This window comes from Sphingomonas sp. Leaf231 (genome assembly GCF_001421995.1).
In the GTDB taxonomy this organism is placed as follows: Bacteria; Pseudomonadota; Alphaproteobacteria; order Sphingomonadales; family Sphingomonadaceae; genus Sphingomonas.
In genome coordinates, this window is record NZ_LMLS01000005.1 from 383787 (window position 1) to 403363 (window position 19577).

Sequence of the window (19577 nt, forward strand, 5' to 3'; positions counted from 1 at the left end):
GGCGTCGCCGACCCACCGCACAGGACACTAGCCCCGCTAATCCGGCCATTACCGCTTCAGGATAAGCCTCGCGTGCCGCAGGCGGTACCCGCGCCGGCAAGAATCCACATGGCTACCGGCCGTCGCGATCCCGAAAGACCGGCACCTTTGCGAAGTCGGCTTCCCCAAACGGCCTGTCCCGAAACAGGTAAGCGTAAAAGAACGTACGCAGTCGCCGGTGATAGGCACGGATGCGGTCCTGATAGCCGAGTTGCGCATCGAGATCTGTTTCGGCGAGCCGTGTCAGCAGCGCCTGAACCCCGACGGAAGGCAATACCCAGCCGAGTGACCGGCCCGCCGCCTCACGGCGTTTCAGGTCGGCGCGATACGTTCGCGCCCGATCGGCGACGGCCTCGTCGCCGACCTGATGGAATGCGAGATACCATTTGTAGTGGAATTGCGGGCCGAGCGGCGCAGAGTCGGCCCATTCGGGATGATTGGCATAGAAGCGGCGCATCGTTTCCTCGCGCGGGATGTCCCATGCCGCATTGACCTTCTCGCGCTGCGCCAGCGCTATTTCCGTACCGTGTGCGACCGGCACGACGGCGTTTATCGCGACATTGGCCAGCGTCGGCACCACCAGCACGAGCATCAGCCAGGCAGCGGCCAAGGCCGCGGCATTGGCCACCGAGGTCCAGCCGAGCCGGCTGACCAGCGCCGCGACCGCGATCCAGAACAGCAGGTAGCCAGCGATCACGGCCAGCACGATGACGACCATCGGCAGGGCCACGCCAGACAGCGCCGCCGCAACGGCGAACGGCACCGCGATTGCACTCCAGAGCAGTGTCAGGCTTAGCACCGCGCGACGCCGAAACAAGCCGCTTCCGCCAAGCGGCAACGCCGCAAGCATACGATAGCGCCCCGCTTCGCGCTCTCCGGAGACGAGATCGTGAAACAACGCGATGACGACAAGCGGCGCGATAAACACCAGCACGAACGCGAAATCGAAGCGTCCCGGCAGCGCTAGTTCCGGATTGAAGACATCTCCGTCGTAAAGCTGCGCTTCAAGGCCCAGCGCCCGCACGCGCAGAATGTACGGTGACACGTCGCGCATCCCCAGCGCGGCGAAGGCGAGCGGCGCAGGCGTATCCCATGTCGGCAAGAAACTGTAATAGGCAGCGCTGCCGGCGTCCTTGCTACGATCGACGTACGCGGCCACCGCGGCGATGTCCTCCGCCTGCGTCTCGGCGATTACTGCGATAGCGGACCGCTGACGCGACACCTCGAACATCCCGACGCCAAGCGCCGCGATCGTCACGCCCGCAAGTAACAGCAGCGCGATCACGGTGAGGCGCGCGCGTAGCAGCAAGCGAAGTTCTGCCGTCCACAACGTCAACGACCTTCTCCCACTCGTCGGGTGACCCGCATCAGCAGCAGTGCGGCGAGAGCAAGCCAGCCGATCACGACGATCAGCCCGGGGAGCGCGGCGGCGGCGAGCATCTGCCCGCTCGGCCTGTGGAAAATGAAATCGGGCATTTGCTGCCAACTCCCACCCGACACCCGCTTGCGTCGGTCCGCCCCTGCGTCGACGGCGACATCGTCCGCATAGGTCACGTCTTCAGCCTGCATCCGGTTCAACCGCTGGACCAGCGCGTAACGATAGGTTTCGGCCTGTTCGAGGAAGCGGCGGTGCCCCGCGAAGTCTGTGTCCGCTGCCGCCATAGAGAGCGATCGAAGCGCGATGACGGGGCTGAGCAGCCCGGCAGCATCGACAAGGCGGTTTTGCCGCGCCTGTGCAGCGAAACTCTCCCCGGCATAGCGGTCGAACAAGGCGGAAGTGAGCCGTTCGCCTTCCATCCCGAGCAGACCCTTGTAGTTGACCGGAAGGTCTTCCAAGCGGGTCACGCCATAGCGCCGCAACGTCGCCTGCTTGAACGCGCGGTAGTGTGGATCGTCCGGGTTGTGAGTGTCGCCAAGGCGGCGCAGATCACGCGCGATGGCGATTTCCGTCTGCAGCCTGTTACGCAGCGGCACCGCTGTACTGGCTATATCCGGTGCGATCCGCGGAATCAGGATGATCGCCACAGCCCAGATTCCCACCAATGCGAGCAATGCATCGCGACTGCGCCGCACGGACGCCGAGACGATCACGATCAGCAAGACCCAGAAGGCCAGATAGGCGAGGTAGCCGACAGCGATCATGAGCATGGGCAATGCCGGTGCATCGGGCTGCCCGGCGATCAGCGCCAAGCCCGACATGGCCGGCAATCCGGTAAGCAGCGCGACAAGGCCGAGGGCGAGAAGCTTTCCGGACATCACCTGACCGCGCGATGCCCCCTGCAACATCAGCATGCGAAGCGTTCCGCGCTCGACCTCACGCGACATCGAGCCGAAACCGAGAAAGATCAGCAGCAGCGGCGCGACGACCTGCAGGACGAACGCAGGGGTCAACTGGCCGAAGCGCACGAGCAGGGAGCTCTGGCGCACATCCCCGAAATTGGCGGTATTCTGCCGGTGGCCTTCCAGGAACATGCTGTTGCCGGTGAAGGCGTCGACACCGGGGTCGAACGCGGCAAGCGGCCCAAGCGGCCGGTAGATGAAGGTGCCGTAATGAACCATGCGATGCGGGTGCCGGTCAGGTTGCGCATCGAACAAGTGCGCGGCCCTTTCTTGCTGTCGCGCGCGCAAGTCGGCGATGCCACGCTGGTGTGCCCACGAACTGAGCACCGCCGTCAGGGTCAGCAACACCAGCAGCGCGACCGCGATCACCGCGACGCGGTTTCTCAGCATCAGTCGCAGTTCCTCGCGCGCGATCAGGCGCACCGCGCTCATGCCGCGGCCCTGTCGACATCCGCCTGGAAACGCGCGCGCAGGGCGCGAACATCGAAGCGGTCGGGGCCATGCGCCTCGGCTTGCTTGACGATGCGGCCGCCTTCCAGAAAACCGATACGGTCGGCGACGTCCACCGCTGAAAGCAGGTCGTGCGTTACCATCAACACCGAGGTTCCGCGCGCGCGCGTACTGGCCAGCAATCCGTTGAAGTCTGCGGTGGCGCGCGGGTCAAGTCCGGAGGTCGGCTCATCCAGTAGCAACACCGGCACCTCGCGCAGCAGCGCAACGGCGATGGCGACCTTTTGCCGCATACCTTTGGAGAAGCCGCCAAGCCGCTGATCCCACGCGCGTTCCTGCAGTCCGGCCGCGGTAAAGGCATCTGCGATGGCGGCCCGGCTTTTGCGGTTACCGGACAGGGTGAGGAGATAGTCGGCATTCTCGACCGCACTGAGATGTTGGTAGAGCGCGACGTTTTCGGGAAGATAGGCGATGCACCGACGCGCGGCATCGGGATCACGGCCGGGATCGATCCCGCAGACTTCGATCCGTCCGCCATCCGCGCGCACGAAGCCCAACAGGGCGGACAAGGTCGACGATTTGCCCGCGCCGTTGCCGCCTAGCAATGCGGTGATGCTCGCCGGGGGAACCGAAAGGGTCAGGCCGTCCAGCACCCGGTGTTCGCCGTAAGCGAGTGTCAGCGCTTCGATCAGGATCGGCGTTCTGGCGTCGGTCATGCAAGGCTCCTGCGTTACCGGTCGCTCTGACTTGGCCGCTCGCCATAGTCAACGGAGATGTTGCAACATCGCATATCCGGATTTATGAGGCCGCAGAAGCGGCGACGTCGCATGACCCCGGGGAGAGGAGGCATGACGGGTATTCCGTACCCTGTGGCGACAGGTGTCGATGATCCGGTCGACGTTCGTCCAATTGTAGATCGGGCGGCCGTTCTTCGTCTCGTTGTCGATGCCCGTGCTGCACCATTTGAAAGCGGCGGTGCCGTCCCCGGTATTGAGCAGGTTGTGCGCGCGGAAAAGTGAACGCATTCACCGCGTGGAAGAAGATGGGGTCGCCGGTCGCGCCCAACGATACGCAATATCTGACGCTGGAGAACGCGTCGCTCATGCAAGCGCGGCCGCCGGGACTGATGCGTGGCGCGGGCGATGGTGCCACCGCGACGCCGCGCGCGTTCCGAGGCGGGCGCAGCCGATCATGCGGAATACGGCATGTCCGCGATGCGTGGCTATGGCGGGCACCGCGCATGTTTGCCATGGGTATCGGTACATCACCTGTGGAGCATCGTCGGCGTCGAACAACTCGGCCCCGGCGTGCTGAAGGAACTGGAAAGTGGCTGACCAAGCGATCGCCGGAGAGGCGGCAGTGGAGGAGCGCCGTATCATCCGTCGGGTCACCGTCAGGCTGCTGCCGCTTCTGATCCTTCTGTACACGGTCGCCTATGTCGCTCGGTCGGTGGTCGGCTTCGCCAAGCTCCAGCTCGCCGCGGATATCGGGCTGGGTGACACCGCCTATGGTTTCGGCGCAGGGCTGTTCTTCATCGGCTATTTCCTGTTCGAGTTGCCGAGCAACATCCTGCTTACCAGCGTCGGCGCACGACGCTGGTTCGCGCGGATCCTCGTCAGCTGGGGTGCGGTGACGGTGGCGATGGCGACGATCCGCACGCCGATGGCCTTTTACGTGTTACGGTTTCTGCTCGGCGCCGCGGAGGCGGGCCTGTATCCCGGGATCGTCTTCTATCTGACACGCTGGTATCCGCAACGTCACCTCGGACGGATACTGGGGCTGTTTCTGATGGCGCAGCCCTTTGCGCTGATCCTTACCGGCCCCTTGTCGGCGTGGTTGCTCGGGCTTGACGGGCTGTTCGGATTACGAGGCTGGCAGTTGTTGTTCGTGGTCAGCGGCGTGCCGGCCATCCTGCTCGCGTTGCCGACACTCCTGCTTTTGCCGGACGATCCCGCATCCGCGCGCTGGCTATCGCCCGACGAACGTGGCTGGCTTGAGAAGCAGATGACGCGTGAGGCGCAAGCGGCGTCGAGCGAAACGGGCGTTTGGCGCAGCGTGTTCAGGAACGGCTTGGTGATGCGCCTGGCGTTCGCTTTCCTGCCGTTTCCGTTGGCGGTTTACGGGGTGACGACATGGTTGCCGACGTTGCTGACCATGGGTGGCCGCGACCTGCAAACCGTCGGCCTTATCTTCGCGCTTCCGTATACCTTCGCGGCTGCGGCCTTGTGGATCGTCCCGCGCCTTTCCGACCGTTCGGGGAAGCGGCATCGCTACATCATCGTCAATTCGTTGCTGGCGGCGGCGGGGCTGGCGATGTCGGCGGCGCTACCCGGCACGATCCTGCCATTATCGGGACTTTGTCTCGCGGCGTTCGGCCTGTACGCTGGCCAAAGCATCTTCTGGACCTTGCCCTCGACGAGGTTGACGGGTGCTGCGGCGGCCGCAGGCATCGCCATCATCAACTCGGTCGGCAATCTGGGCGGATATCTCGGGCCGTTCGTACTGGGCTTCATCAAGGATGAAACGGGCGATATCCGCGGCGGGCTCTACTTTCTCGCCACGTCGCTCGTCCTGACCGTCGTGCTCATGACGGCCGACCGGCGGGCGCAGTCCGGCCGTTGACGGGTACCGGGTCGGTCGCCAGCATGTTACGACCATGACGCCATATTGTTCGTGGTATTGTCGTCGGTTAGATACCGGCCATGGATCACGAACCCACGCAGTTTCCGACGCGCCGCGCCATCGTCGGGGGCGTGCTCGCCCTCGGCGCGATCCCCGCCTGCGCCGCGGCCACGCGCATCCCGGGCCTGTTCGCCGGAACATACGCCAACGAGGGCGGGGCGGGGCTCGTGCCCTTGGTCGAGGAAGGCGGTAAATGGCGGGCTGCCGCTGCGGACGCGGCGATCCGCAATGCGTCGTTCGGGGTGAGCGACCGGGGCCGGCGTATACGTTACCTGCTCGACGAGCAACGCCACGGTATGCTCGGGGTCTACGACGCTTCGATGCGGCGGCTGGAGAGCGTCGCGACAATGGGCGCGGACCCTTGTCACGCAGCATTGTCGGCGAGCGGCAAAATGCTGGCGGTCGCAAATTATTCCAGCGGGAACGTTGCCTTGTGGGCGCTCGATCCGGCGACCGGAAGGCTGCGTGGGCCGGCACAGATCGTCGCGCACGAAGGTAGCGGCCCGAACAAGGAGCGTCAGTCCGAACCGCACGCGCATTGGGTGGGGTTCACGCCCGACGGCGCGATCCTGCATGCGGTGGATTTGGGTGCCGATACGGTGTTCGCACATCGCATCGATCCGCGGACCGGTCGCCTTGTCGAAACTTCGGTCGCCTACCGTGCCGCGCCGGGCGCGGGGCCGCGCCACCTCGCGCGACATCCGCGGTTGCCGATCGCGTATCTCGTCACGGAGTTGGCGAATACCATCACGATATTGCATGCCGCCCAGGATGGTACGTTCGCCCAACGTGCAGAGGTCTCGACGTTGCCGGTCGGCTTCGACGGGCCGTCGGCTGCCGCGCATATTGCTCTGAACGCAGCGGGTACGCGCCTTTATGTCTCCAACCGCGGGCACGACAGCATCGCTGTGTTCGCCATCGGGCGCGACGGCGGCCTGCAATTGCTCCAGCATGTCGGATGCGGTGGTCGCTGGCCGCGCCACTTCCACCTGCTGGACCGGCATGGCGAGATGCTGGTCGCAAACCAGCATAGCGGCGGCGTAGGCCGGCTGCGGTTGCGCCCGGATGGCAGGTTGCACGAACCGGCCAATGGTTTTTCAGTGCCCGGTATCGTGTTCATCGGCACCTAGGCTTTAGGAAGAGCCGCCGCCATTTTGCCGGAAAGTGTCGCGGATATAGGCGTTTGCCTCAGCTGCGGCTTGACTCGGCGAACCACTCCCGCGAAAATAAAAATGCGTGATTTAAGAAAACAGGCGCGCAGGGAAGAAGTAGGGGAGTTGATGATGCTGAAGGTTTCCGCGCGCCGCGCCATGCTGGCGGCCGTCTCGCCCGCTGCACTTGCCATGATGATCACCGATGCATCGGCGCAAACGGCGACCCCGGATGCAGTCGCGACCTCCGCCGACGCGGTCGCAGCGCCGACCCAGACCGACGATGCCGCCGGCGACATCGTCGTCACGGGCATTCGTGCGTCGCAGGCTCGCGCGATCGAAGTGAAGCGGAATGCCGACAGCGTGGTCGAGGCGATCAGCGCGCAGGATATCGGCAAGCTGCCCGACGTCACGATTTCCGATTCGTTGCAGCGCATCGCCGGCGTGCAGATCCGTCGTGACGCAGGCGAGGGTGCGGCCATCAATATTCGCGGCCTGCCGCAGGTGACCACGCTGCTGAACGGCGAGCAATTCCTGGGCGCCAATTCGGTGACGACCGTCCAGCCGAACTTCACCGATATCCCCTCGCAATTGTTCTCCGGCGCGACGGTGTTCAAGTCGCCGACCGCATCGCTGCAACAGGCCGGACTGTCGGGTACCGTCGATCTGCTGACGCGACGTCCGTTCGACCTGAAGCGCGGCGTGACCTTCTCCGCCGCCGCCGAGGGGCAATATGGCGACAAGACCAAGGATTGGAGCCCGTCCGCCAATGGGCTGATCGCTTACCATGGCGAACGGGTCGGCCTGCTGGTGTCTGCGGCGTACAGCGACCTGTCGCTCGCCAACAGCTTTCGCGGCGTGCAGGATTATGGCGTCTCGCTGCGCAACGAATATGGCCGTGATCCCGCGCTGAACGCCGATGGCTCGATCTCGCCGGCCGTTACCGGGGACTTCGCAGTCGGCAATAATGGGATCAGCCGTGGCCGGCCGATCCGCGACGCCGCCGGCGCGCTGCTGGGTTACGACGTGAACGGCGACGGCGATGCCAACGACTCGTTCATCACGCCGCAGTCGCATACCGCCTGGAACCGCATCACCGACCGGCAGCGTTTCGGCGCCAACGCGTCGTTGCAGTTCGAGATCAACGACGCGCTGCGTCTGACCGCCGACGGCTTCTATACGCGACAGACCCAATATGACCGGACCGCCGGCTTCCAGTTCCAGAACGTCGACTGGCTGTCCTCGCCGTATCTGCCGACCGGATCGCGCGACACCGGCGTCGCCTATAATCAGGGCGTGAACATCGGCGATGTTTCGGATGGTGCCGGTGGCCGGAATGCCATTACGCAGAACCGCCCATACAACATCAACACCGTCCAGCAATATACCTATAGCCTGCCGAGTTTCGACAGCTATTCGGAGACGTTCCGCACCAAGAGCGAGTCGCAGAACTACAATCTGCAGCTCGACTGGAAGCCCAGCGAGACGTTCAAGGCGACGGTGCGCGGCATCTATGGCAAGGCATCGCGCGAGCGCGATCAGTCCTATACGCAGTTCAGCCTGACCAACGGGCGGCAATGGGCGTATAACGGGGTCGGCAATTATCCGACCGGGGACATCGCGTTCAATCCGACGGGTTACCAGATCTACGGTCAGACGGCGACGGTCGACTATACGAGCGGTGCACCGGTGTTCGGCTTCTCCCCGGCGTTCCTCGCACAGGCGGGCGATCCGTCGCGTTACGGGCTGAAGACGATCTCTTCGGAGGGCAATCAGTACCAGAACGGTGACATCTGGGCCTTGCGCGCCGATGCGGAATGGCAGGCGAACGACGACCTGAAGGTCGCTTTCGGTGCGCGTTATGGACAGCGCAGCGTCGACCAGTTCACCTTTGATCGGGTGTCGCCTTTCTACGCCGGGAACACCGATAACCCCGGCAATCCGGCGGCGGGTTGCCTGGTCAAGTGGAAGGCGTTCGACGTCAACCTCAACGACAACAAATGCTCGATCCGCGATGCGCAGGGCGTCGCTTACACCGCGGGGCTGACCCGGCAGGCAAGCGATCCGATCTTCGCCGGCCTGATCAAGCAATATGCGTTGCCGGCGGCGGGCGCACCCAACCTGTACGCGCTGGACCCGAAGGCGATGGATGACAGCGAGGCGTGGCAGAACAAATTCTATCCCGGCAGCCAGAATCTGGTGAACCCGGCCCTGTCATTCGACGTGCAGACCAAGCAGATCTCCGGCTACGCACAGGTTTCGGGCGAGGGTGAACTGCTCGGCATGCCGTTCCGCGCGAACGGCGGGTTGCAGATCGTCAACACGCGGCTGGACGTGCGTCAGAACATCGTCGGTGCGCCACAGCCTTATGGCGTATCGGGTGTCGATGCCGGCGACGTGCGCACGAAGCGGGAGTTCACCGACTTCCTGCCGTCGATCAACATCGCGTTCGACGTGACCGACAAGCTCCGCGCCCGCGCCGCCTTCTCGAAAACGATGACGTTGCTCGACTTCCAGCAATGGGGCGGCGGATTGAACGTCAATTATGCGATCAACACCACGATCAGCCCCGCGCGGTTCGAGGCGCAGAGCGCGGATTCGCTCGGCAACCCGAACCTAAACCCGTGGCGTGCGACCAACGTCGAGGCGAGCTTCGAATATTACACCGGCCGCTCCAGCCTGTTCGCGGTCGGCGCGTTCTACATCGCGGTCGACAGCTTCATCGATCGCACCACCGAGGTGCGCAACGACATCCCCGACAACGACGGCGTGGTGCGCCGCCCGGTCATCACCAACACGTTCCGTCAGGGTCAGGGCGGAACGCTGAAGGGGATTGAGGCGTCGGCACGACAATCACTGGCGGATTATGGGGTGAACGGCCTGTTCAGCGGGTTCGGCGTCGACGCCAACTACACGCTGTCGCTGGGCGATGCCGGGCTGGTCGATCTGGCCGGCAACAACCAACCGTTCCAGGACAATTCGAAGCATCAGGCAAATGCGGCCTTGTGGTTCGAAAAATACGGCTTCCAGGCGCGCGTCGCGTATAACTATCGTTCCAAGCGGCTGGTGTCGTCCAACTACAACGGCATCCAGCAGGACGGACGCGGGTTGGCGCAATACCAGATGCCGACCAACTACCTGGATGCGTCGATCAGCTATGACATCCTGCCGTATGTGACGCTCTACGGACAGGCATCGAACCTGACCGGGGAGACCGAGCGCTACTACCTGACCTGGACCGATCAGGTCTTCAACGAGAACATCTACGAGCGTCGTTTCATCGCAGGGGTGCGCGTGCGCTTCTGACGCGCGTTCGCGATTACACCATGGCCGTGGCATTCGTCTTCGGGCAGATGCCACGGCGGGGTGGGGGCGAAGCATGACACAGGAACCGATACGCTCGATCGTGATCGTCGGCGGCGGAACGGCCGGCTGGATGGCCGCGACGTTTCTTGCCAGGCGGCTGGCGCACCTGCGGCTGTCGATCACGGTGGTCGAAAGCTCCGCGATCGGCACGGTCGGCGTGGGGGAAGCGACCGTGCCGGCCATCCGCGATTTCTTCTCGGCGGTCGAACTCGGTGAAGCGGACGTACTGCGCGAAACCGAGGCCACGATCAAATACGGCATCCGCTTCGCGGGCTGGAAGCACGAGGGGCATGACTTCTTCCATCCGTTCGGCCTGTACGGCGTCGCGGCGCGCGGTGTCGCCTTCCATCATTACTGGCTGAAGCGGCGTGCCGCGGGCGATGAGACACCGCTTGCGACCTATTGCCTGGCGACGCAGCTTGCCGAACGCGGGCTGTTCCTGCCGCCGGTCGAACGACCCGCCAACGATCTGGGCGTCTTCAACTTTGCGGTCCACTTCGATGCATCGAAGTTCGCTGCGCTGCTGCGGCGACTGGCGCTGGCCAATGGGGTGGCGCACTACGATGCGCGGATCATCGACGTCCGTCGCGATGGCGAGAGCGGTCACGTCACCGCCGTCGCCTTGGACGACGGCACGCAGCTGGCCGGGGATCTGTGGATCGATTGCTCGGGGTTCCGCAGCCTGTTGCTGGGCGAGGCGCTGGGCGTTCCGTTCGTCGACTGGCGCCGATGGCTGCCATGCGACCGCGCCATCGCGATCCCGTGCAAGGCCGCGCAGGTGCATCGCCCGTTCACCACCGCGACCGCGACGAAGGCCGGGTGGCGTTGGCACATCCCGCTGCGCCATCGCGTCGGCAACGGCCATGTCTATTGCTCCGACTTCATCGACGATGCCGGGGCGGAAGACGTATTGCTTTCGGCACTGGAGGGCGAACCGCTGGCGCAGCCGAACCGCATCCGCTTCACCGCCGGGCATCGCGCCCGCTTCTGGGATCGCAATGTCGTCGGCCTGGGGCTGTCGACGGGCTTCCTCGAACCGCTGGAATCCACCAGCATCACGCTGATCCAGTCCGGGCTGGAGAGGTTGATGCCGCTGTTCCCGGATCGTGGGTTCGATCCGCGGCTGGCCGACACCTACAACCGCCAGTCCGTACTGGAATTCGAGCGTATCCGGGACTTCCTGCTTCTGCACTACAGCGGCAACGCGCGGATCGGCGAACCATTCTGGGATCACGTGCGCGCAATTTCTCTGACCGACGGATTGCAGGCCAAGCTCGACGCTTGGCGAGCGGCGGGCGAGTTCGTGCGGCGCGAGTGGGACACGTTCCAGGACGCAAGCTGGTTGAGCATGTATGCGGGTTTCGGCGATCTGCCGGCGCGTCGGTCCCCGATGGCCGATCAGGTTTCCGACGCGGATCTGCGCGACAGCCTGACGCGGATGCGTGCAGCGATCGAGGCGACCCTGGCGCATGCGGAACCACATGCCGCCTTCCTGGCGCGCGTGCACGAAGGACAGGCATGACGATCGCGTCCCAATCCCGCCTGATCGGCGCGAACATCGAACATGCCGGACAGCACAACCAGCGTGTCGTGCTGCACGCGATCCGCGTCGCCGGCCCGGCGACCCGTGCGGAGATCGCCGAGGTCACCGGGCTGACCCCGGCGACGATCACGAACATCACCAATCGCCTGCTCGACAACGGATTGCTCGAACGCGCAGGGCAGCGACGTGGCACCCGTGGCCAACCGGCGACCCGGCTTATCGTCAACGCCGGCGGAGCCTTCGCGATCGGGGTCAACATCGACCGGGATCACCTGACCATGGTGGCGGTCGACTTCGAGGGCCGGGTGCGTGCAAGGATCAGTCACGAAGCGGCGTTCCCAAGCCCGGAGGACGTGCAGCGCTTCTATCGCGGGCACGTCGACGAACTGCTGCGATGTGGCGGGATCGCTGCGTCGGCGTTGAGCGGGATCGGAGTGGCGCTGCCCGACGATCTGGGCCGCATCGACTTGCCGGGCCGCCCGAGGGATTATGACCGCTGGTCGACGTACGACGTTGCATCCCTGTTTGCGGAGCCGCTTTCCTTGCCGGTGATCGTGGAAAACGATGCCGCTGCGGCGGCGATCGGGGAAATGCAGTTCGGACTGGGGCAGCAATACGCCAGCTTCTTCTATCTGCTGATTACCTTCGGCCTCGGCGGCGGGGTCGTGGTCAACTCGCTGTACGATCGCGGCGCAGACGGGCGCAGCGGTGAGATCGGGTTTCTGACGGTCGAAGACCGGGAGGGGCGGCGCCGGCCCCTGCAGGAGATCGTGTCGCTGGCGGGTCTGACGCGTGCCCTGGTCGAAGCCGGGGTGGAGGCGCATTCGATTCACGCGCTCGACATGAACGACGCGCGGATCACGGCGGTGACAGGGGAGTGGGTGGCGTCCGCCGCTCAGGCGCTGGTCCAGCCGTTGATCGCGGTCAGTTGCCTGCTCAATCCGGGTGCGGTGCTGATCGGAGGACGGCTGCCGGTCGCACTGATCGAACAACTGGGTCATGCCACCAGCGCGCTGGTGCAGCGTGACGGCGGCCACGTTCCCGTTCTTGCTCCCATTTGCACCGCCGCCCTTGCCGCGGACTCACCGGCGATAGGGGCTGCGCTGCTAGCCTTCGGGCATCTGCTGCTCCCCGCCGACACACCGGCGCAGCGCCGGATCAGTGACGCGGCATGATGATGACAGTCGAAGGATCGAAGATGATGCGCGCAACGATCACGTCCGCCGCCATGCTGCTGACCGGCACGATGCTGGCCTCCATTCCCGTGGCCGCGCAAGAGATCGGCAACGCCGGCCCTTATAATGCACATGTACTGTCTGGCGGCATCGGCATCGACAGGCCGCTGGAACGCGCCGCCGCGCTGGTTGCGGCAGGTGCGTCCTATACGATCGCAACCTGGGTCGAGGTCGATCACGTGGACAAAGGCGAAGTGACGCTGGTGCGGGTCGGCGATGCGGCGATGTCGCGCGCGTTGGTGCTCGACGACGGGCAGCTCGCTCTGCGGGACGGTGCCGCGCTGATCCGCGGCGCTGCCGTTACGAAGGGCTGGCATCATCTTGCCGCGGTCTCCGATGGCACACGGGCGATGCTATATCTCGATGGTCGACGGGTCGGCGGAGGGCGTGCGCCGGCGACGGCAGTCGTTCCGCAGATCGCGATCGCGCCGGTGGTGACAGGCGCGGTGCATTTCGGCGGACGGCTGATCGACGCACATGTGGAGGGTGGTGCGCTCGACGCACGCCGTCTCGCGGCGATCGCGAGGTCACGACCCGACGTCGCCCTGGTGCAGATGACCGAAGTCGGCGTCGGCTGGCCGTTTCAGAAGCAGGCGAACATCGGCCTGACCACGCAGCAGGACGCCTGGACGCTGCCGCGCACGCGCGACGACGCTTATACGGCCCCGGTCGCAAAGCCGGTGGCGGAGATGCCTGTCATGCAGCCGCGCGGCCCCGATCGGTGGCAGGTAAACGGATGGATGCTCGCGGCCGCACCGGACGTGCGGGGCGATGGCGCGGCGCTGTCGCGCACCGGAACGCCGGATGGCACGTGGCGCGCGGCGACGGTGCCGGGCACGGTGTTGCAGACGCTGGTCGATCGTGGCGTATATCCCGACCCATATTACGGCCTGAACAATCTCAAGATCCCGGAGCGCCTGTCGCAACAGGCTTATTGGTATCGCACCCGGTTCACGATCCCGGCCGAAGCTGCGGGCAAACGGCTGATGCTGGTGTTCGGCGGCATCAACTATGCCGCGGAGATCTGGGCGAACGGAAAGCGGCTGGGCGAGACGCGCGGCGCGTTCATCCGTGGGCAGTTCGATTACACGCCGGTCGCGGGAGAGAATGTGGTCGCGGTCCGCGTGTCACCGCCACCGCACCCCGGCATTCCGCACGAACAATCGGTGAGTGCAGGCGTTGGCGAGAACGGCGGACAGTTGGCGATCGACGGCCCCACCTTCGTCGCGACGGAGGGGTGGGACTGGATCCCCGGCGTGCGTGATCGCAACACCGGGCTGTGGCGTCCGGTCGAACTCCTCGCGAGCGGCGCGGTGCGCATCGGTGATCCGCACGTTATCACGGACCTGCCCCTGCCGCGTACCGATCGTGCCGACGTCCATATCACCGTGCCGCTCGAGAATGCTGGTCCAGCTACGCCGGTTACCGTGCGCGTCGCATTCGGCGGCGTCACGGCCGAAAAGCAGGTGAATGCGCCGTCCGGGTGCAGCGCCGTCGCCTTCACCCCGGCAGAGTTCCGGCAATTGACGGTCGCCAATCCGAAACTGTGGTGGCCCAACGGCTATGGCGATCCGCACCTGTACGACGTCACGTACGAGGTGGCCGACGCGCGCGGATCATCCGATCGGAAGACCGGGCGCTTCGGCATTCGCGAGGTCAGCTACGACCTGTCGCTGTTCGATGCCGCCGGTGCGCTGCGGCGCGTGAACGTGCAGACCACCGATGGCGGCCTGGCCGGCACGCCGTTGATCGACGTGCGGCACGCGGCGATCAAACAGACGCCTACGGGGTGGGCGGAATCGCTTACTCCGGCGGGCGAGCGCTCGCGCGCGGTCACGCCGATCACCGAGACCTTGCCGGAACCGCACCTGACGATACGCGTCAACGGCGTGCGGATCGCCGCGCGGGGCGGAAACTGGGGGATGGACGACGCGATGAAGCGCGTCAGTTACGACCGGCTCGCGCCGTACTTTCGCCTTCAGCGCGAGGCGCATATGAACATCATCCGTAACTGGATGGGCAACAACAACGAAGAGGAGTTCTTCGACCTCGCCGATGAAAACGGCATGATGGTGATGAACGACTTCTGGCAATCGACCCAGAATTTCCAGGTCGAACCCGACGACGCCGCGTTGTTCTTGGCCAATGCCCGCGACACGATCGCGCGTTATCGCAACCATCCGTCGATCATCATGTGGTTCGGCCGGAACGAGGGCGTGCCCTATCCGACGCTCAACGAAGGCCTCGCCAAGGCAGTGTTCGACCTGGACGGAACGCGCTGGTTCACCGGCAGCTCCAACGTCGTGAACCTGCAGGGATCCGGGCCGTACAATTACCGCCCACCCGCCGGCTATTTCACCGATCTCGCCACCGGGTTCTCGGTCGAGACCGGCACGCCGTCGCTGTCGACCGCCGAGTCCGTCGCCAGCTACGTACCCGCCGGCGACCGCTGGCCGCTGGGCGACGTGCTGGCCTATCACGACTGGCATTTCGGCGGCAACGGCGACACCAAGACGTTCATGGCCGCGCTGGGCCGGATGTATGGGCCGGGCACCAGCTTCGCCGATTTCGAGCGCAAGGCGCAGATGATGAACCTGGAAACGCACAAGGCGATGTACGAGGGGTTCCTGGGTCACCTCTGGACGAAGAACTCGGGCCGATTGCTGTGGATGACCCATCCGGCATGGCCTTCGAACGCGTGGCAGATCTACTCGTGGGATTATGACACCCATGCCGCTTATTACGGTGCCAAGAAGGCGGTCGAGCCGCTGCATGTCCAATTGAACCTGCCGGGCAACGAACTGGTGGTGCTTAACACGACGCAGGCCGACGCGCGCGGGCTGACCGCACGGGTGCGAGTGGTCGGACTGGACAACCGTGAGCTGTTCGCGCGCGACACGCCGGTCGATGCGCTGGCCAATCGCGCCACCCCGCTCGCCGCCGTCCCGTTGGCTGATGTGTTCAGGACCACGCCGATGGTGCTGGTCAAACTGGCGCTGCTCGGTCCCGGGGGACAGGTGATGTCAGACAATTTCTACTGGCGGGGGCGTGACGAGGATGCCTATCGCGCATTGAACACGCTCGCACCGGTTACCCTGACCGCCAGCGCGAGCGATGGTGGGGCCGAGGGAGCGGACCGCGTCGTGCAAGTGACGCTCGCCAACGACGGCGATGTGCCGGCCCTGAATGCGAAGCTGACGCTGGTCGACGAGGCTGGCAAGCGTATCCTTCCCGCCTTTTACGACGACAATTACGTGTCGTTGCTGCGGGGCGAACGCCGAGTTCTCAAGGTCCGCTATCCCGCGAAGAACAGCGGGTCGCCGCGCCTGACGCTGTCGGGCTGGAACGTGTCGCCAGCTACCCTGATGGTTCGGTAGCGGGCCGGCGCTGCGCCGATCACTCCTTGGCGGCGTGCGGCGCGGCGGCGCTCCACAATACGGCGTAGCCCAACATTCCCGACACCAGCGAGGCTGCCAGTATCGCCAGCGCCGCCATCTCCGTTCCTTCCGATCCGGCGAACGCCAGTTCGGCGATGAACAGCGAAATCGTGAAGCCGATCCCGGCGACGCCGCCGACTCCGACGATCATTCGCCACGTCACCCCGTCGGGTAGTCTGGCGGCGCCCACGGCCGTGGCAATCCAGGCGGCGGCGAAGAAACCGACCGGCTTGCCGATGACCAATCCGGCGACGATGCCCAGCGCCAGCGGCGAGTGCAGCGCATCGCCGATCAATTCCCCAGACAGATGAATGCGCACATTCGACAGCGCGAACAGCGGCAGCACCAGATACGACACCCATGGTGTCAGGATGCGGACCAGCCGTTCAGCCGCTTCGTCGGTCGCGGCCGCCATTTCGTGAATATAGCCGAGCTGGCTCTGCGCCTGTTCGCGCTCGCGTTCCGCAACCGCTTCATCGTCGGTACGCTCGGCTGCTTCCTGCGCCTCCCGCAAACGATCGACGGGGCGCTGCACCCGCTCAGCGAACCGACGCTCCGACAGGCGTGAGGTGGTGGGCAGCAGGAGGCCGATCGCTACGCCAGCGATCGTCGGATGGATGCCCGACCCGACCACGCCGACCCACACCGCGCCGCCCAGCAGCACATAGGCGATCGAGGACACCCAGCCGAGCCGCAGCAGCGCGATGATCGCGACATAGGCGATGCCGGCACCCAGCAGGTAGAGCCAGTCGAGCGCCGCAGTATAAGCCACCGCGATCACCAGCAGCCCGAAAATATCGTCGATCGCGGCGAACGCGAGCAGGATCGCGCGGACGGCGGCGGGCAGCCGCGTCGTGAACATCGCCACGATCGCCAGACTGAACGCGGTGTCCATCGCTGCGACGACGCCCCAGCCGTGCTGGGTCGGCGTACCATAGTTGAAGGCCAGGTAGACGCCGATCGGCACGACCAGCCCACCGATCGCGCCGGCCACCGGCAGTATGGCGGTGCGGATCGTCGCCAGCGATCCCTTGCTGAACTCGCGCTTCACTTCGGTACCGATGATGAGGAAGAACAGCGGCATCAGCGCATCGTTCACCCACTCGGCCAGCGGTCGCGCGATAGCGAGCGCACCGTAGCTGAAGCGCAGCGGTGTATCCCACAGACGCTCGAAATCATGCCCCAGCGGTGAGTTGACGATCAACAACGCCGCGATCGACGCCAGCAGCAACGGTCCACCCGATACTTCACCAATGGCGAAGAAGGGGGCCGCCTTCTGCAACAGCGCGGCGGCACGTGAATGATGGGCGCGGGCGGCAACCTGCCCCGAAAGGCGGGGGGTAAGCGCCATGGGATTCCTTCGTACAAGACCAGGGATATACGGCCGAGGCGGATTGCCGTTCCAAACCAGAACGATGGTAGGCGCCCTTCACCGTCGGCCCGGCGGCCCGGTCACGGCGCGCCGGTGTTCGCCGCTTCCCGCAGGATCGGATAGGTTAGGTGGTGGGTATGACCGGGGCCTGCACGGGCATACAGCCATGCGAGCCGCGCGGCGGGATCGGCCGCGAAGGCGAGGTCGTCGCCGAGCCGCTTCTCGAACGCGGCACGTACAACCGGATCGGTGGCCAACAGGCGGTCCCCCAATGCGGCGAGTACGAACGCGTCGGTGCTGGGCGGCGCGGCCAGCATCTCCGGGAAGAAACCCCAGGCAAGGAAAGAGTCCCGGCTCTCCGGTTCGAGCAGCGCCGCGGCGAGCAGGCCGTTCGACTGATCGGCCGGGACGCGCACGGAACCGGCAGCAATGACGCGCTCCACCGGTTGGTGCGAGAACGACGCCTCCACGGGGTAGCGGCCTTCGCCGGGTTGCCCGAGCTTCGGATCGATCAGCCGGATCTCGTCGACCCGCATGGTTCGCGGTGCCGTGATCGCCTCGAACACGATTCCGTGCAGCCGCAGCCGGTCGAGTACCTCGGTCTGCCCCGCCGGTACCCACCACGCGACGGGGAGCTTTACCGTTTCGACCGGACGTTGGCCGATGATCGGCATCCGGAACGTCACCCCGCGACCGTTCCAGCGTTGCTCCAGCCGTCCCGACGCCGGCGACCTGTAGGTATCGAACGCTACGCCCTTGAACCGCTCGATCCAGCCGGTCGGCTGTTCGAGAGGGGTCCAGCGCGTAAGCAGGGTAGCGGGACGGCTGGCGCGATCGGCCGCCTTGGCGGCGGCGATCGGCGCGGCATCGCGGCCAGCGACACGGAGCGCAGCTTCGATCAGCACGTAGGTGCCTAGCACCCGTTGGCGATAGGGCTTGAGCATGTGGTTCTCGACCAGCACGGTCGGCACACCGATAAAGTCGCCATAACCGGTCGAATAGCGCGGTCCTTCAGGGCTGAAGCGGATGCCGCGCGTCGGTTCGCGGCTGTCGATGGGCGACGGATAGACGCTCGGAAGGTGGCCCGCCGCGGTCAACGCCTTGCTCACCGCCGGGCCGAAGCGATCCTCCAGCCAGCCGGCGGTCGCACGATGCCGCGCATAGCGGCCCCAGCCGGCATAGGTGAAGGTGACGTCATATTGCATGTCGAAGCCTTCGCTGACGTGACAATCGACATAGAGTATCGGATCGAGCGTCCGCAGCAGCCCGATCATCGCGCGCGTTTCCGGCGCATCGGCCTTTGCGTAGTCACGGTTCAGGTCGATATCGCGGGCGTTGGCGCCATGCCCCTTTTCAGCCGGACCGCGCAGATGGACGAAGTTCCACGCGCTCATCCGTTCGTGGCCATCGATATTGTAGACCGGCACGAAGACCAGATCGACCTTGTCGAGCAGGTCGTCCTTACCCCGCAGGGCGATATCGCGCAGCAGCATCAACCCGGCGTCCTTGCCGTCGATCTCTCCGGCGTGGATGCCGGCCTGCACCAGCACCACCGGCTTGCCCGCCGCACCCTTGCGCGCGCGAACCATCAGCATGTCCCGCCCTTCGCCGGTCCGTCCGAACCGCTCCAGCGAAATCAGCGGCGAAGCCTCATCCAGCCGCTCCAGCCACGCGCGCACTTCGGCATAACGAGGCGTCGTGCGGAACGCCGCGGTTTCGGCCGGCGTGATCCACGGGTCGTCAGACTTGGCGATCAGGCGCTCGCTCGCGCCGCTCCACGGCAACGCCGGGGGCAGGTCGACGGGCGATTGTGCGGGCGCGGGCGTCGTCGCCAGCGACACCATCACGGCAAGGGAGCGTAGAGGAGCCGGCATCAGGTACAATCTCACGTGGTGGACGCGTCGTCGGCGTAGAACGCCATCGACACGCACCCACTATGTAATGTTATGTTGTACCTCAAGT

13 protein-coding genes are annotated in these 19577 nt (G+C 65.3%); 8 read left to right on the plus strand and 5 right to left on the minus strand.

Annotation, left to right across the window (positions count from 1 at the left end):
• Positions 1-112: 112 nt before the first annotated feature.
• Genes ASE95_RS16175 through ASE95_RS16185 form a run of 3 tightly spaced genes read right to left on the minus strand, consistent with a single transcriptional unit; the run spans position 113 to position 3545 of the window.
• A complete protein-coding gene (locus tag ASE95_RS16175) occupies positions 113-1375 on the minus strand; it encodes a DUF3526 domain-containing protein (protein ID WP_056638576.1) in 1263 nt (420 codons plus the stop codon).
• The gene (locus ASE95_RS16180; protein WP_056638579.1) at positions 1372-2811 is read right to left on the minus strand and encodes an ABC transporter permease; all 1440 of its coding nucleotides are present in this window, start codon (positions 2809-2811) and stop codon (positions 1372-1374) included. Before ASE95_RS16180 ends, ASE95_RS16175 begins: the two co-directional genes overlap by 4 nt.
• On the minus strand, positions 2808-3545 hold the full coding sequence (locus tag ASE95_RS16185) for an ABC transporter ATP-binding protein (protein ID WP_056638581.1): 738 nt from the start codon (positions 3543-3545) through the stop codon (positions 2808-2810). The genes ASE95_RS16180 and ASE95_RS16185 overlap by 4 nt, the downstream gene beginning before the upstream one ends.
• Positions 3546-3677: 132 nt before the next feature.
• On the opposite strand from ASE95_RS16185, the gene ASE95_RS17815 reads away from it, so the two are divergent.
• The 8 genes from ASE95_RS17815 (at position 3678) to ASE95_RS16225 (ending at position 16183) form a co-directional block, all read left to right on the plus strand.
• Positions 3678-3848 carry a hypothetical protein gene (locus ASE95_RS17815; protein WP_156348090.1) on the plus strand — a complete coding sequence of 57 codons (171 nt, stop codon included), beginning with the start codon at positions 3678-3680 and terminating at the stop codon, positions 3846-3848.
• 186 nt (positions 3849-4034) lie between these two features.
• The gene (locus ASE95_RS18465) at positions 4035-4163 is read left to right on the plus strand and encodes a hypothetical protein (RefSeq protein WP_268795847.1); all 129 of its coding nucleotides are present in this window, start codon (positions 4035-4037) and stop codon (positions 4161-4163) included.
• Positions 4156-5451: an MFS transporter gene (locus ASE95_RS16200; RefSeq protein ID WP_156348091.1), complete on the plus strand. Its 1296-nt coding sequence runs from the start codon at positions 4156-4158 to the stop codon at positions 5449-5451. The genes ASE95_RS18465 and ASE95_RS16200 overlap by 8 nt, the downstream gene beginning before the upstream one ends.
• Before the next feature lie 80 nt (positions 5452-5531).
• The gene (locus ASE95_RS16205; RefSeq protein WP_056638591.1) at positions 5532-6641 is read left to right on the plus strand and encodes a lactonase family protein; all 1110 of its coding nucleotides are present in this window, start codon (positions 5532-5534) and stop codon (positions 6639-6641) included.
• A gap of 153 nt (positions 6642-6794) precedes the next feature.
• Positions 6795-9968, plus strand: a complete 3174-nt coding sequence (locus ASE95_RS16210) for a TonB-dependent receptor (protein WP_235528368.1) — start codon at positions 6795-6797, stop codon at positions 9966-9968.
• A 73-nt stretch (positions 9969-10041) separates the two neighbouring features.
• A complete protein-coding gene (locus ASE95_RS16215; protein ID WP_056638597.1) occupies positions 10042-11550 on the plus strand; it encodes a tryptophan halogenase family protein in 1509 nt (502 codons plus the stop codon).
• Positions 11547-12746 (plus strand): ROK family transcriptional regulator, encoded by a 1200-nt coding sequence (locus tag ASE95_RS16220; protein ID WP_056638600.1) that lies wholly within the window; start codon positions 11547-11549, stop codon positions 12744-12746. The genes ASE95_RS16215 and ASE95_RS16220 overlap by 4 nt, the downstream gene beginning before the upstream one ends.
• Positions 12747-12772: 26 nt before the next feature.
• Positions 12773-16183 carry a glycoside hydrolase family 2 gene (locus tag ASE95_RS16225; RefSeq protein ID WP_056638800.1) on the plus strand — a complete coding sequence of 1137 codons (3411 nt, stop codon included), beginning with the start codon at positions 12773-12775 and terminating at the stop codon, positions 16181-16183.
• A 19-nt stretch (positions 16184-16202) separates the two neighbouring features.
• On the opposite strand, the gene nhaA is transcribed toward ASE95_RS16225, so the two are convergent.
• Both nhaA and ASE95_RS16235 read right to left on the minus strand, forming a co-directional pair.
• The gene (gene nhaA, locus ASE95_RS16230) at positions 16203-17594 is read right to left on the minus strand and encodes a Na+/H+ antiporter NhaA (RefSeq protein WP_056638603.1); all 1392 of its coding nucleotides are present in this window, start codon (positions 17592-17594) and stop codon (positions 16203-16205) included.
• Positions 17595-17695: 101 nt separating this feature from the next.
• Positions 17696-19489, minus strand: a complete 1794-nt coding sequence (locus tag ASE95_RS16235; RefSeq protein ID WP_056638606.1) for a M14 family metallopeptidase — start codon at positions 19487-19489, stop codon at positions 17696-17698.
• Positions 19490-19577 lie beyond the last annotated feature (88 nt).